General features: G+C 71.7%; 14 protein-coding genes. 7 read left to right on the top strand and 7 right to left on the bottom strand.

What is annotated here, in order from left to right; genetic code table 11:
* Window positions 1–56 precede the first annotated feature (56 nt).
* Together AB0M93_RS42745 and shbA are read left to right on the top strand one after the other, a co-directional pair.
* The gene (locus tag AB0M93_RS42745; protein ID WP_364285485.1) at window positions 57–851 is read left to right on the top strand and encodes a hypothetical protein; all 795 of its coding nucleotides are present in this window, start codon (window positions 57–59) and stop codon (window positions 849–851) included.
* Between the two features lie 212 nt (window positions 852–1,063).
* Window positions 1,064–1,696 carry an RNA polymerase sigma factor ShbA gene (shbA, locus tag AB0M93_RS42750; RefSeq protein ID WP_364285547.1) on the top strand — a complete coding sequence of 211 codons (633 nt, stop codon included), beginning with the start codon at window positions 1,064–1,066 and terminating at the stop codon, window positions 1,694–1,696.
* Window positions 1,697–1,699: 3 nt separating this feature from the next.
* Here shbA and AB0M93_RS42755 read toward each other — a convergent pair whose 3' ends face one another.
* The 3 genes from AB0M93_RS42755 to AB0M93_RS42765 all read right to left on the bottom strand — a co-directional run bounded on the left by AB0M93_RS42755 (window position 1,700) and on the right by AB0M93_RS42765 (window position 3,150).
* Window positions 1,700–2,002: a cupin domain-containing protein gene (locus AB0M93_RS42755; protein ID WP_364285487.1), complete on the bottom strand. Its 303-nt coding sequence runs from the start codon at window positions 2,000–2,002 to the stop codon at window positions 1,700–1,702.
* Window positions 1,999–2,514, bottom strand: a complete 516-nt coding sequence (locus tag AB0M93_RS42760; protein WP_364285489.1) for a sigma-70 family RNA polymerase sigma factor — start codon at window positions 2,512–2,514, stop codon at window positions 1,999–2,001. Before AB0M93_RS42760 ends, AB0M93_RS42755 begins: the two co-directional genes overlap by 4 nt.
* A gap of 267 nt (window positions 2,515–2,781) precedes the next feature.
* Window positions 2,782–3,150 (bottom strand): RNA-binding S4 domain-containing protein, encoded by a 369-nt coding sequence (locus AB0M93_RS42765; RefSeq protein ID WP_364285491.1) that lies wholly within the window; start codon window positions 3,148–3,150, stop codon window positions 2,782–2,784.
* A gap of 205 nt (window positions 3,151–3,355) precedes the next feature.
* On the opposite strand from AB0M93_RS42765, the gene AB0M93_RS42770 reads away from it, so the two are divergent.
* Window positions 3,356–4,918, top strand: a complete 1,563-nt coding sequence (locus tag AB0M93_RS42770) for a GMC oxidoreductase (protein WP_364285549.1) — start codon at window positions 3,356–3,358, stop codon at window positions 4,916–4,918.
* Between the two features lie 53 nt (window positions 4,919–4,971).
* On the opposite strand, the gene AB0M93_RS42775 is transcribed toward AB0M93_RS42770, so the two are convergent.
* Both AB0M93_RS42775 and AB0M93_RS42780 read right to left on the bottom strand, forming a co-directional pair.
* Window positions 4,972–5,454, bottom strand: a complete 483-nt coding sequence (locus tag AB0M93_RS42775; protein ID WP_364285493.1) for a carboxymuconolactone decarboxylase family protein — start codon at window positions 5,452–5,454, stop codon at window positions 4,972–4,974.
* The gene (locus tag AB0M93_RS42780; protein WP_364285495.1) at window positions 5,451–6,527 is read right to left on the bottom strand and encodes a dihydrodipicolinate reductase; all 1,077 of its coding nucleotides are present in this window, start codon (window positions 6,525–6,527) and stop codon (window positions 5,451–5,453) included. Before AB0M93_RS42780 ends, AB0M93_RS42775 begins: the two co-directional genes overlap by 4 nt.
* 114 nt (window positions 6,528–6,641) lie before the next feature.
* On the opposite strand from AB0M93_RS42780, the gene ilvD reads away from it, so the two are divergent.
* Window positions 6,642–8,333 carry a dihydroxy-acid dehydratase gene (gene ilvD, locus AB0M93_RS42785; RefSeq protein ID WP_364285497.1) on the top strand — a complete coding sequence of 564 codons (1,692 nt, stop codon included), beginning with the start codon at window positions 6,642–6,644 and terminating at the stop codon, window positions 8,331–8,333.
* Here the strand turns inward: ilvD and AB0M93_RS42790 are convergent.
* Window positions 8,312–9,679, bottom strand: a complete 1,368-nt coding sequence (locus AB0M93_RS42790) for a fatty acid--CoA ligase family protein (protein ID WP_364285499.1) — start codon at window positions 9,677–9,679, stop codon at window positions 8,312–8,314. The two genes, ilvD and AB0M93_RS42790, sit on opposite strands and share 22 nt — an antisense overlap.
* Window positions 9,680–9,692: 13 nt before the next feature.
* Window positions 9,693–10,106, bottom strand: a complete 414-nt coding sequence (locus AB0M93_RS42795) for an SsgA family sporulation/cell division regulator (RefSeq protein WP_364285501.1) — start codon at window positions 10,104–10,106, stop codon at window positions 9,693–9,695.
* Between the two features lie 336 nt (window positions 10,107–10,442).
* Between AB0M93_RS42795 and sigK the strand changes: the two genes are divergently transcribed.
* Genes sigK through AB0M93_RS42810 form a run of 3 tightly spaced genes read left to right on the top strand, consistent with a single transcriptional unit; the run spans window position 10,443 to window position 13,232 of the window.
* Entirely contained in the window at window positions 10,443–11,039 is a 597-nt protein-coding gene (gene sigK, locus AB0M93_RS42800) for an ECF RNA polymerase sigma factor SigK (RefSeq protein WP_364285503.1), read from the top strand.
* The gene (locus AB0M93_RS42805) at window positions 11,036–11,716 is read left to right on the top strand and encodes an anti-sigma factor (RefSeq protein WP_364285505.1); all 681 of its coding nucleotides are present in this window, start codon (window positions 11,036–11,038) and stop codon (window positions 11,714–11,716) included. Before sigK ends, AB0M93_RS42805 begins: the two co-directional genes overlap by 4 nt.
* The gene (locus AB0M93_RS42810) at window positions 11,709–13,232 is read left to right on the top strand and encodes a molybdopterin-dependent oxidoreductase (RefSeq protein WP_364285507.1); all 1,524 of its coding nucleotides are present in this window, start codon (window positions 11,709–11,711) and stop codon (window positions 13,230–13,232) included. Before AB0M93_RS42805 ends, AB0M93_RS42810 begins: the two co-directional genes overlap by 8 nt.
* Window positions 13,233–13,244 lie beyond the last annotated feature (12 nt).

Genomic DNA, 13,244 nt, shown 5'->3' on the forward strand with positions numbered 1-13,244 from the left:
TCGGTCCCGCATTGCGCAGCACTTGTGGCATTTCGGAAGATGACGGAACGGTCGAGATGCGGCGTAAGCTGTCGGACCGATTGCGGCCGCTGGTCGAGTCGCTGCCGGACGACCTGAAGATCGCCCTGCTCGCCGCGTTCGCGCTGGACGACCGGGCACGGAAGCCGTTCTACCAGGAACGCGTGCACTGGGCGGCGATCACGCTCGACCGCGACGACCGGACGGTCCGGCGCCGGATCGACGAGGGAATCGAGCAGATCGCCGCACTCGCCGTCGCGGCACCGGCGCCGGAACTGCCGCGCTATCCGAGCCGCAGTTGGCACACCGAAGAACTGCGCGTCACGCTGGCTCTCGATCAACCGGTACCGGAGGCGTTCGAATTCCGGCGGGTGATCGCGGACGCCGACGAAATCACCGTCCTCGACCTCGCGTTGACGTTGCCGCTGTCCGGTGAAACCGGCGAATCGGTGCACGAGTCCGATCTCGGCGTCGACGTGTTCCACGGCGGCGTGCTCGCCGGCCGCGGGATGGAATCGAGCGACCGGATCGGCTTCGGGCTGCGCCTCCCGGAGCCGCTGCCCCGCGGCGCCCGCCACGAGGTCGGGCTGCGATTCCGGGCGAACCTGAGGGAGCCCCGGTACGTCTGCGTGCCGCGGCACCCGTGCGACCTGTTCGACCTGCACGTCCGGTTCGGTGACCGGGTGCCGGAGCGGATCGTCCGGCTGGACAAGGTGGAGCCGGGCGACCGGTCGCGCCGCGGAGCGCTGCTGGCCGCCGACGAGGCCGGCGAGGTCCACGTGCGGTTCCGGCACCTCGCGCCGGGGTTCGCGTACGGCATCCGCTGGGGTTGAGCGGCGCCTCGCGCCGGGCGTTGCGCACCGCTTCCGCGGGGCCTGACCCGCCGGTTACCGGACAATACCTGGACAACCACCACCGCCCTGCAACGTTGCAGGTCAGCGGCTCGATTACTCCAGATGTCGGACCGGGGAACGTCCACGCAGCATAATGTCCACTGTGGACTGACAGGCCCCGGTGGCGGACGCGAGGAGGGCCCGTGGAAACCATGATCTCGGACGTGGCGCCGGTCGACGGCTACACCGTGCTGGCGGATTCGCCGCGGCCGGACGGCGGCCTGGTCAAGGAGCGGATCGACCCGGTCGTGGCGGCGGCCCGCGACGGCGACCCGGATGCGGTCCAGGCGCTGCTGCGGCTGATCAAGCCGATGGTCGTGCGCTACTGCCGGGCCCGGATCGGGGGCCGCGACCTGTCCTACCTCTCGGCCGACGACGTCGCGCAGGAGGTGTGCCTGGCGGTGCTGAAGGTGCTGCCGAACTACCAGGACCGCGGCGGCTCCTTCGTCTACCTGGTGCGCGCCATCGCGGCGAACAAGGTCGCCGACGCCTTCCGTTCGGTGGCCAGGGACCGCTCGAAGCCGGTGTCCGAACTGCCGGACCGGCCGCTGGGCGGCAACGAGCCGGAGAACCACGTCCTCGAGCTGGACCTCGGCGCCCGCCTGGGCCGGCTGCTGGCGTTGCTGCCGCCGCTGCACCGGGAAATCCTGTCGCTGCGGATCATCGCCGGGCTGTCGGCGAACGAGACGGCGGAGGCGCTGGGCATCTCCGCCGGCAACGTCCGCATCACGCAGTTCCGCGCGCTGACGAAGCTGCGCGGCATGATCGGGGAGCGCGGGTTCTGAGGATCACTCCAGCCATTCGGTGATGAAGTGGTCGCTTTCGTGGATGTGCACGGCTTCGTAGACGCCGGGGCCGAGCACGGCGAACTTGTGCGGGGTGTGCGCCGGGACGACGAGCACGTCCCCGGCGCCGCCGTCGCGCTGCTCGTCGCCGACGGTGAACCGCGCGCGCCCGCGGAGGATGACGAACGTTTCCGGGTACGGGTGCCGGTGCAGGCGGGGCCCGGAGCCGACGACGTCCGAGCTTTCGCGGATGACCGAGATCCCGGACCCGATGTCGCGTCCTTCGAAGTTCTCGCTGTCGCTCATCCGGCCAGGGTAGCCGTGGTGAGGCCCGTCATCGCCCTCCGCAGCCGGTCGAGCGCCCGGTGCTGCGCCACCCGGACCGCGCCGGGTGTCGAGCCGATCGCCGCCGCGGTTTCCTCGGCCGACAGGCCCACCACCACCCGCAGCACCACGATCTCCCGCTGCTTGCGGGACAGCACCCGCAGCAGCTTCGCCATCCGCTCGCCCAGCTCGCGCCGCAGGACGTGGTGTTCGGGGTCCGGCGACGAGTCGATCCCGTCCGGCAGCTCGGCCACCGGCTCGTCCCGCTGCCGCGCCGCGGCCCGGCGCGCCGCCACGACCTGGTGGCGGGCGATCCCGCGGACGAAGTCCGGGAACGGCCGCTCCGGTGGCCGCCGCGGCAGCGCCTCGAGCAGTTCCAGGCAGGCGTCCTGGGCGACGTCGTCCGCCGCGTCCGGGTCGAGGCGGGCGCGGCAGTAGCGCACCACGAACGGCCGCGCCGCGAGCAGGCTGTCCCGGGTTGTGCTCGTCGTCATGGCGGGCAACTACCCCCATTCCGCGGCGGCCCACCGGCTTCGCGCGGATTCCCGGGTATTTCCGGGCCGCCCCCGCAACCGGCGACGATCCCCGGCCGGAACGCGGAAATGACCTAGTCCTGCACGGTGGGCCGAGCGGGGAGATCGGCCCGACACCGGCGTTGCCGACCGGCACGTCCAGCCCCCGTGCGTGTCCCGGACCAGCGCGGCGACGTCTTCGCGGCGCCGGTGCTGCTCGCCGGGCACGGTGCTGGACGGCCCGAAGGCCTAAGGCTCGTGCTGGGACCGGAACGCGTCCAGCACGCGACGCTCCCTTTTGGTCGGCCGGCCCGCGCCGCGGTCGCGGCGGGCGACCGGGATCGCCGTCTCCGGGGGCGGTTTCGGTGTCCGGTCGAGGTAGCACGTCACCGCGTCCGGGGCGCCGACGCGCTTCTGGATGACGCGGACCACGTCGAAGATCTTCGTCGTCCCGCCGACGCGCAGGCGGACTTCGTCGCCCGGGACGACGGTCGTCGCCGGTTTGGCCGGTTTGTCGTTGACGCGCACGTGGCCGCCGCGGCACGCCGCCGCGGCGTCCGGGCGGGTCTTCGTCAGCCGGACCGCCCAGAGCCAGCGGTCCACTCGGGTGGACTCCACAGTCGTCCATCATGGCCCATTCAGCGGCACGGGCGCGCGACGCCGACAGGTTACTCGTGGGTATATGTCGACTTGTCTGCAGCGTCAAGCTATAACTTGTTCTAAATACCTCAACGGTGAGGAACAAAGCATGAGCGACGAACCCATGTGGAGAACAACTTCCAACCCTGTTTCCCGTCGTCTCTTCATTGCTGGAACTGGTTCTATCTTGGCTGCCGCCCTGGCCGGCCGGGCCGCCGCGGCCACGTCGCAACCGGCCGCCACAGCCGCCATCGCCGACGGCTCCCGCGTGCCCGCGCTGGTGATCGGCACCGGGTACGGCGGCTCGGTCGCCGCGCTGCGGCTCGCCCAGGCGGGTGTCGACGTGCAGATGGTCGAAATGGGCATGGCCTGGGACACCCCGGGCGCGGACGGCAAGATCTTCTGCACCACGCCCAACCCGGACCAGCGGTCGTTCTGGTTGCGCACCCGGACGAAACAGCCGCTCTCCAACTTCCTCGGGTTCCCGATCGACAAGGACATCCCGCGCTACACGGGCATCCTCGACGCCGAGGAGTTCAGCGGGATCACCGTGTACCAGGGCCGCGGCGTCGGCGGCGGCTCGCTCGTCAACGGCGGCATGGCCGTCACGCCGAAGCGGGAGAACTTCGGCGCGATCCTCCCCACCGTCGACGCGAACGAGATGTACGACGTCTACTACCCGCGGGCCAACGCCGGGCTCGGGGTCGCCAGTATCCGCCCGGCCTGGTTCGAGAGCACCGACTGGTACCAGTTCGCCCGTGTCGGCCGGAAACAGGCCCAGCGGTCCGGTTTCCCGTTCGTGTTCGTGCCGGACGTGTACGACTGGGACTACATGGAGCGGGAAGCGGCGGGCACCGCCACGAAGTCGGCGCTGGCCGGGGAAATCCTGTTCGGCAACAACTACGGCAAGAAATCGCTGCAGAAGACCTACCTGCCGAGGATCGCCGCGACCGGCCGGGTCACGATCTCGCCGCTGCACCGCGTGACGCAGGTGGTGCCGGCGTCCGGCGGCGGCTACACCGTGACCATCGAGCAGCTCACCACCGACGGCGCGGTGTCCACGATCAAAACCGTCACGGCGGACAAGGTGTTCTTCGCCGCGGGCAGCGTCGGCACGAGCAAGCTGCTGGTGAAGCTGAAGGCGACCGGCGCGCTGCCGAACCTGAACGGCGAGATCGGCAAGGGCTGGGGCGACAACGGGAACGTGATGGTCGGGCGCGCCAACCAGATCTGGGACCCGACCGGGGCCTCGCAGTCGACCATCCCGTGCGGCGGCATCGACAACTGGGCCGCGGGCGGCGCGTTCGCCGAAGTCGCGCCGCTGCCGACCGGGATCGAGACGTGGGCGTCGTTCTACCTCTCGATCACGAAGAACCCGAACCGCGCGCAGTTCACCTGGAACCCGGCGACGCGGGCGGTGGAGCTGAACTGGCAGACGGCGTGGAAGCAGCCGGGCATCGACATGGCGAAGACCATCTTCGACAAGATCAACGCGACCGAGGGCACGATCTACCGCACCGACCTGTTCGGCACGTACAAGATCTGGGGTGACCATCTCACCTACCACCCGCTCGGCGGTGCGGTGCTCGGCAAGGCGACCGACAACTACGGCAGGCTCGCCGGTTACCAGGGCCTGTACGCGATCGACGGCTCGCTGATCCCGGGCAACACCAGCGTCAACCCGTTCGTCACCATCACCGCACTGGCGGAACGCAACATCGAGAAGATCATCGCGCAGGACTTCTGAGGCCTGCCGCGGCGCTCGTGAGTGGTAAGGCGAGTTCTAACTCGCCTTACCACTCACGACGAGTGCGGGAGGACGCAGACGGTGTCGAGGCCGAGGACGTGGTTGAGCCGTCCGAAGGCCAGCCACGCGCCCAGGCTCATGCTCAGCTCGACGATCTCGCGCTGCGTGTAGTGCGCGGACATGCGCTTCCAGAACTCGTCGTCGAGGTTGTGGTGGTCGGTCGCGTACCGCTCGGCGTATTCGGCCGCGAGCCGCGTCCGGTCGTCGAAGCGGTCGGTGGTGCGCCAGTCGAGGACGGCGTCGGCGAACTCCGCCTCGACCTTCTCCCCGTCGCGTTCGGTGCGCCAGTCGAGGCAGAAGACACAGCCGTTGATCTGCGCGATCCGCAGCCGCGCGGCTTCGAACTCCCGCAGCCCGAGCGTCGTGTGCTCGTACACCGCCAGCGAGAACTTCGACGCGGCGATGCCGATGCCGGGCACCATCTCGCCCCAGACGTACCCGATCGGGTCCTTGCCCGCGGGGATGTCGATGTTCACGGACGGCTCCTTCCGAGCTTGCCGGCTGCCGGGCGCAGCGGGACGTCGAGTGCGTCGTAGAGGCCGGGTTCCGCCGCGGCCAGCCAGTCGATCGCGCCGACCAGCCGGCCGACGGCGGTGGCGTTCCCGCCCGCCGACCGGTTTTCGCCTTCGTCGGTCGCCTCGACGGTGACTTCGATACGTGGCCGGCCTTCGATGATCACGCGGTGCGCGCCGTCGCCGCTGGGCGGCGTCGGCCAGTCCGGCGCGCACGACGGGTGGATGCGCGTGACGTGTTCGATGACGATCCGCGGCTCGCCGCCGACGATGCCCTGGACCTCGAACCGCACCGCGCCCTGCGTGCCCTTCTCGAACTCGCCCATGGTCCGCGTGGAGACGGTCTCCTCGAGGGGACGCCGCTGCAGCGTTTCGCGCAGCTCGGTCACCTCGACGCCGAGGCCGCGCGCGATCAGCCGGACCTGCCCGCCCCACACCATCGAGGGCACGCCGGTCATCAGCATCGGCGGGTCGTAGTCCATCGGCTGGCCCATCCCGACCAGGTACCGGACGGAGTCGGGCTGCTCGTAGGTCGAGTAGTCGAAGATCTCCTGGCAGCGGACGGCGTCGACGTCGGTGCCGAGCCCGCTGATCAGCAGCGGCAGCACGTCGTTGCCCCAGCCGGGGTCGACGCCGGAGACGAACAGCGAACCGCCGCCCTCGTTGATCGCGGCCAGCACGGGCTCCCGCAGTTCCGGCGGCGCGTTCCGCTGGTCGTAGAGCGGGTACAGGGCCGGTGTCACGACGATCGCGCCGGCCCGGATCGCGCGCACGATGTCGGCGAGCGCGTCGTCGAACCGCACGTCGCCCGAAGCGGCGTACACGACCGCGCGCGGGCTCGCGGCCAGCACGGCGTCGATGTCGTCCGTCGCGGCGACGCCCAGCGCGCCGGCACCGGCGAGCTCGCCGGCGTCCTTGCCGACCTTCGCCGGGTCGTGGACGAGGACGGCGGTGAGCTTCAGCGCCGGGTGGGCGTCGACGGCCCGGATGGCCGCCCGGCCGACGTTGCCCGTGCCCCACACCACTGTGGCGATCATGGCCTGAGTTTTCGCCGGTCGGCGCGGGCGCCGGTAGGAAGTCGTTCCGGCCAGCGGACCGCGGGCCCGTTGGTAACATGACCAGCGCCCGAACGTCGTAACCGGAGGCCCGTGATGACGATCGACCCGAAGCCCCGCAGCCGCACGGTGACCGACGGGATCGAGGCCGCGCCCGCCAGAGGCATGCTGCGCGCGGTGGGGATGGGCGACAGCGACTGGACGAAACCGATCATCGGCGTCGCCAGTTCGTGGAACGAGATCACGCCGTGCAACCTTTCGCTGGACCGGCTGGCCCAGGCGGCCAAGGAGGGCGTGCACGCCGGCGGCGGCTACCCGCTGCAGTTCGGCACCATCTCGGTGTCCGACGGCATCTCCATGGGCCACGACGGCATGCACTTCTCGCTGGTCTCCCGCGAGGTCATCGCCGACTCGGTCGAGACGGTGATGCAGGCCGAGCGGCTCGACGGCTCGATCCTGCTGGCCGGCTGCGACAAGTCGCTGCCGGGCATGCTGATGGCCGCCGCGCGCCTCGACCTGGCGTCGGTGTTCCTCTACGCGGGCACGATCGCCCCCGGCTGGGTGAAGCTGACCGACGGCACCGAGAAGGACGTCAGCATCATCGACGCCTTCGAGGCGGTCGGCGCCTGCCGGGCGGGCCGGATGCAGACTGCCGACCTCGACCGGATCGAACGCGCCATCTGCCCCGGCGAAGGCGCGTGCGGCGGGATGTACACCGCGAACACGATGGCCTCGGCGGCGGAAGCGATGGGGATGAGCATGCCGGGGTCGGCCGCGCCGCCGTCCGCGGACCGCCGCCGCGACCACTACGCCCACCTGTCCGGCGAAGCCGTCGTCAACCTGCTCGAACGCGGCATCACCGCGCGGGACATCCTGACGCGCGAGGCGTTCGAGAACGCCATCACCGTGGTCATGGCCCTCGGTGGTTCGACCAACGCCGTGCTGCACCTGCTGGCCATCGCGCACGAGGCGAAGGTCCCGCTCACGCTGGACGACTTCAACCGGATCGGCGACCGCGTCCCGCACCTGGGCGACCTGAAGCCGTTCGGCAAGTACGTCATGCAGGACATCGACCGGCACGGCGGCATCCCGGTGCTGATGAAGGCGCTGCTGGACGAGGGCCTGATCCACGGCGACGCGCTGACCGTCACCGGCCGCACGGTGGTCGAGAACCTCGCCGAGCTCGACCCGGACCCGATCGACGGCGAGGTCCTGCGCGGCCTGGACAACCCGCTGCACCCGACCGGCGGCATCACCATCCTGCGCGGCTCGCTCGCGCCCGAGGGCGCGGTCGTGAAGTCCGCGGGCTTCGACACGGCGAACTTCGAGGGCCCGGCCCGCGTGTTCGAGCGCGAGCAGGAGGCGATGGCGGCGCTGAACGAGGGCCGCATCTCGGCCGGGGACGTCGTGGTCATCCGCTACGAGGGCCCGAAGGGCGGCCCGGGCATGCGGGAGATGCTGGCGATCACCGCGGCGATCAAGGGCGCCGGGCTGGGCAAGGACGTCCTGCTGCTGACCGACGGCCGGTTCTCCGGCGGCACCACCGGCCTGTGCATCGGCCACGTCGCGCCGGAGGCGGCCGACGGCGGGCCGATCGCCTTCGTGCGCACCGGCGACCGGATCGCCGTCGACATCAAGGCGCGCAGCATCGACCTGCTGGTCGACGCCGCTGAGCTGGCCCGTCGCCGGGAGGGCTGGGAGCCGCTGCCGAACAAGTTCCCGGAAGGCGTGCTCGGCAAGTACGTGAAGCTGGTGCGGTCCTCGTCCTACGGAGCCGTCACGAGCTGAACGAGGGCGCGCTTGTCCACCTTGCCGACGTCGGTGAGCGGCAGCGCGTCGACGAAGTCCACCCCCGCCGGGACGTAGTGCTCCTGGCCGAATGCGTCCCGCGCGTGGGCTTTGAGGTCGTCTTCGGTCACGTCGCCGGAAGCGACCACGACGGCGTGCAGCAGCCGGCCGTCCTCGCCCGGGACGCCGAAGACGGCCGCGCTCCGCACCGCGGGGTGCGCCGCGAGGGCGTGTTCGACGACGGTGGTGGGGACCTTCGTGCCGTGCTCGCCGACCACGACGACGTCGTCCGCGCGGTCGAGCAGGTAGAGGTAGCCCTCGTCGTCGAAGCGGCCGAGGTCGCCGGTGCGCAGCCAGCCCGCGCCGATCTCCGGGCCGCCGAGGTAACCGTCCATCATGGACAGTCCGCGCACCTCGACCTCGCCGTCCCCGGTGATCCGCGCCTCCATGCCCGGCACGATCCGGCCGACCGAACCCAGCCGCTCCGGCCGGTCGAGCAGCTCGGCCGGGGAGATGCTCGCGATCATCGGCGCCTCGGTGAGGCCGTAGCCCTGCCCGACGACCGGGCCGAAGACGTCGAGGGCCTGCGCGAGCCGGTGCGGCGGCAGCGGCGCGGCACCGAGGGACAGCGAGCGGACGCTGCCGAGGTCGGTGTGCTTCCGCGCCGGGTGGTCGAGGAGCGCGGCCAGCCGCGGCGGGGTCAGGGAGAGCGTGTCGATGCGGTGTTCCCGGATCGCGCCGAGGACCGCTCCCGCGTCGAAACCGTCGTGGACGACCAGGGTGTCCTGCCGCAGCAGCGCGCCGAGCGCCGTGGCGTTGCCGGTCATGTGCGTCATGGGGGCGACCAGCAGCGTGCGGCCCGGGCCGTCCGGCGACGGCGTGAAGATGTACGCCATGCCGTCGTAGATGCCGCTGTGGCGGATGAGCTTCGGGGTGCCGGTGGTGCCGCCGGTGGGGAAGAGGAGACGCACGGTTTCCGGCGGGTTCAGCGGCTCGGGCTCGCCGTCGAGGCCGGCGAGGGTGCGGACGTCGCCCGCGGGCCAGTCGTGCGGGCGGTCGGTGACGACGGTGGCGCCGCTCGCCGCGGCCAGGCGGTCGCGGGCTGGTGCCGAGGCGGGGACCATCAGCACGGTCGCGCCGCGGAGGAGGGCGGCGAGCTGGACGAGGGCCGTCTCGGGCCGGTTGCGCAGGTCTACGGCGACGGTCACGGCGTCGCCGAGACCGCCGTGCAGCCGGCGCAGCCGGTCGCGGGCCTGGTGGTAGGTGGTGACGCCGTCCTGGATGAAGAGGGGGCGCTCCGCGCCGTCCTCGAGCGCGGCGAGGACCTTCGTCAGGAAGAAGCTCACCCCGGGACGGTACTCAATCCTGGTAGGAGAGCTTTTCCAGTTCTTCGTCGAAGTCGAACCAGTCGGTCTCGCTGCCGGCCGGGATGGCGTCGTAGGTGCGGTCGAGGAAGGCCGCGATCTCCTTCGCGGGCGCTTCGAGCACGGCGGCGCCGTCGGGGGAGCTGAGCTCCACGACGACCAGCGCGGGGTCGCCGGCGGGCCCGATGCGCACGTCGCCGTCGCCGCAGCGGCCCAGGAGGCCGTCGACGAGCAGGTCGCGGCCGAAGAGCCAGCGGACCGCGCTCGGGCCGGCGTGCAGCACCACGGCGACCGCGTACGGGTCGCGGGTGTCGTACTCCAGCTCCGCCGGCACCGGCCGCGGCGCGGCCCCGAAGGTGCGCAGGGCGAAGTCGATGCTGGCGCTGGTCACGGTGTGCGGGTCGGCCATGGATGGCCCCTTTGCTACTCGTCGGTCGGGTTGATCTTGTTCCAGGGATAACCCATGGTGAGTTCAACGCCCAGCGATCCGAAAAACTTTCACACGCAGGGGTGATACAGAAGTGTCCGAGGTCACCGCCGGGGTGGCCGAACGGGCAACTTCTTCACCCACGGTGAGCGTTCGTCACAGCGCTTGGACCGAGCTTTCGGAGCCGGGCCGCCGCCGGATGGGTCCCGGCGCCGGAGTTGGGCCTTCCGGGTGGGAAGGGTCACCGCACACCAGTCCGGTCCGCCGTCCGGCCGCGAACCCTGCACGGGAAGCGGGACTAGGTGGAGGTTGCCGGGCATGGGTGAGCGTGGGCGGTTGCGGCTGCAACCGGACGAGGCGCGGGCCCCCGCGCCGAGCGCCGAAGAACTGCTTCGGCGGGTGGCGGCGGGCGACGAACCGGCGTTCGCGGCGCTGTACGACCTCGTCGCCGGTCCGGTGCTCGGCCTGGCGACGCGGGTGCTGCGCAGCCACGCGCAGGCCGAAGAAGTGGCGCAGGAGGTACTGGTGGAGGTGTGGCGCAAGGCCACGAGGTACGAGCCGGAGCGCGGCAGCGCGCTGTCGTGGGTGCTGACGATCGCGCACCGGCGGGCCGTGGACCGCGTGCGCTCGCACCAGGCCGGTGCCGACCGCGAGGAGCGGGCCGGCCTGATGGACGTGCGGCGGCCGTTCGACGAGGTCACCGAGTCCGCGCTGGCCGGTCTGGAGCAGCAGCGGGTCCGGCAGTGCCTGGCCGCGCTGACCGACCTGCAGCGCGAGTCGATCGTGCTGGCCTACTACAACGGCTACACCTACCCCGAGGTCGCCGAGGTGCTGAAGGTCGCGCCGGGGACCGTGAAGACCCGCATCCGCGACGGCCTGATCCGGTTGCGCGACTGCTTGGGGGTGGACCGATGACCGCCGAACTGCACACCTTGACCGGGGCGTACGCCCTGGACGCGGTGTCCGATGTGGACCGTGCCGAATTCGAGCGCCACCTCGGGGAGTGCGCCGCCTGCCGCGAGGAGGTGGCCGAGCTGCGGGCGACCGGCGCGCGGCTCGCCGTGGCCGCCGCGGTGGACCCGCCGCCGTCGCTGAAGCTGCTGGTGCTCGCCGACGTGGCCCGCACCCGCCAGCTCCCGCCGAAGGTGCCGGTGGCCCGCCGGCTGAGCCGGGCCAAGACGTGGCAGCTGCGCGTCTCGCTCTTCGGCGCCGCCGCCGCGGCCGCGGTGGCGGTCGTCTTCGGTGTCACGACGACACCGGCGCCGGTCGACTCGGTGCTGGACGCGCCGGACGCGTCCGCGATCCAGGGCGTCGGCCAGGGCCACGCCACGCTCGTCGTGTCGCGCAGCCGGAACCAGGCCGTGCTGCTCGCCTCGGACCTGCCCGCGCTCGACGCCGGGCACGTCTACCAGGTGTGGCTGATCGGCACCGGTGGCGCGCGGTCGGCCGGGCTGATGACGACCGCGGCGTCGCAGCGGATGCTGGTGGCGAACCTGCCGTCCGACGTCGACCGGATCGGGATCACCGTCGAACCGGCCGGCGGCTCGGCCGGCCCGACGACCCCCGCCGTCACCAGGATTTCCCTTGTCTAGCCGGCCCGGGCTGCGGCGCTGGCCGGCCGCTCTGCTCGGTGTCCTGGCGCTCGTGACCGCGCTGGCGGCGGGGCACCTCGTGGCCGGGTTCGTCGGCGTCAACGCTTCGCCGTACCTCGCGGTCGGCAACGGCGCCATCGACCTGACCCCGGTGCAGCTCAAGGACTTCGCGGTCCGCACCTTCGGCACGTACGACAAGCTCGTCCTGCTCTCCGGGATGGCCGTCGTCATGGTGCTCGTCGCGGCCGTGGCGGGCCTGCTGTCCCGCCGCACGCCGGTGCCGGGGCTGGTGGTGGTCACCGGGTTCGGGCTGGTCGGGCTGGTCGCGGTGTACGCGCGGCCCGACCTCGGCGCGGTCGCGCTGCTCGCCCCGGTGGCGAGCCTGGTCGCCGGGGTGGCGACGTTCGCCTTCCTGCACCGGCTCGCCCGGCGCGACGCCGCCCCGGACGCCTCGCGCCGGACGGTGCTGCTGGCGGGCGCGGGCGTCGTCGTCGGCGCGGGGGTCGCGGGCCTCGGCGGCCAGCTGCTCGCCGGCAGCCGGGACGCGGCGGCGTCGCGCGAAGCGGTCGGTCGGCTCGTCCCGGCCCGGACCGCGCCGATGATCCCGGCCGACGCCGACTTCGCGAAGCTGGGCACGCCCTCCTTCGTGACGCCCAACGCCGGCTTCTACCGCGTGGACACCGCGCTGACCGTGCCGCAGGTGCGGACCGAGGACTGGAGCCTGCGGCTGCACGGGATGGTCGACCGCGAAATCCGGTACCGCTACGGCGACATCCGCAACCGGCCGCTGGTGGAACGCACCATCACGATGACCTGCGTGTCCAACGAGGTCGGCGGCACCTACGTGTCCACCGCGAACTTCGTCGGCGTCGACCTGGCCGACCTGCTCGAAGAAGCCGGGGTGCGGCCCGGCGCCGAGCAGCTCTACTCGTCCAGCGTGGACGGCTGGACGTCCGGCAGCCCGGTCGCCGCGGCGCGGGACCGGGCCCGCGGGGCCATGCTCGCCATCGGCATGAACGGCGAGCCCCTGCCGATCGAGCACGGTTTCCCGGCCCGGCTGGTCATTCCCGGCCTGTACGGGTACGTGTCGGCCACGAAATGGGTGACCGACCTCGAGGTGACGACCTGGCGCGCACGGCAGGCGTATTGGCTGAAACGCGGGTGGGCGCAGGAAGCGCCCATCAAGACGGAATCCAGAATCGACACGCCGAAGGGTTTCGAAACCGTCCCGGCGGGGAAGGTCCGGGTCGCCGGGATCGCCTGGGCCCAGCACACCGGCGTCGCCAAGGTCGAGGTGCGCATGGACGGCGGGCCGTGGCGGGAAGCCATGCTGTCCCACGAAGTCAACCTGAACACCTGGCGCATGTGGTGGCTCGAGTTCGACGCCGCGCCCGGCGGTCACCAGGTCGTCTGCCGGGCGACGGACAAAAGCGGGTACACGCAGACCGAAATGCGCGCCGGAACCGTGCCCGATGGGGCCACGGGGTGGCACAGCATCGCGTTCACGACTCGGTGACCCGGATCACCC

The sequence above is a fragment of the Amycolatopsis sp. NPDC051102 genome, from assembly GCF_040682815.1.
Lineage (GTDB): Bacteria > Actinomycetota > Actinomycetes > Mycobacteriales > Pseudonocardiaceae > Amycolatopsis.

What these genes read in the sequence shown, in the direction of transcription:
- AB0M93_RS42745 (WP_364285485.1), top strand. Translation starts at nt 57, where the DNA reads ATGCGGCGTAAGCTGTCGGACCGATTGCGGCCGCTGGTCGAGTCGCTG.
- shbA (WP_364285547.1), top strand. Translation starts at nt 1,064, where the DNA reads ATGATCTCGGACGTGGCGCCGGTCGACGGCTACACCGTGCTGGCGGAT.
- AB0M93_RS42755 (WP_364285487.1), bottom strand. Translation starts at nt 2,002, where the DNA reads ATGAGCGACAGCGAGAACTTCGAAGGACGCGACATCGGGTCCGGGATC.
- AB0M93_RS42760 (WP_364285489.1), bottom strand. Translation starts at nt 2,514, where the DNA reads ATGACGACGAGCACAACCCGGGACAGCCTGCTCGCGGCGCGGCCGTTC.
- AB0M93_RS42780 (WP_364285495.1), bottom strand. Translation starts at nt 6,527, where the DNA reads ATGATCGCCACAGTGGTGTGGGGCACGGGCAACGTCGGCCGGGCGGCC.
- ilvD (WP_364285497.1), top strand. Translation starts at nt 6,642, where the DNA reads ATGACGATCGACCCGAAGCCCCGCAGCCGCACGGTGACCGACGGGATC.
- AB0M93_RS42795 (WP_364285501.1), bottom strand. Translation starts at nt 10,106, where the DNA reads ATGGCCGACCCGCACACCGTGACCAGCGCCAGCATCGACTTCGCCCTG.
- sigK (WP_364285503.1), top strand. Translation starts at nt 10,443, where the DNA reads ATGGGTGAGCGTGGGCGGTTGCGGCTGCAACCGGACGAGGCGCGGGCC.
- AB0M93_RS42805 (WP_364285505.1), top strand. Translation starts at nt 11,036, where the DNA reads ATGACCGCCGAACTGCACACCTTGACCGGGGCGTACGCCCTGGACGCG.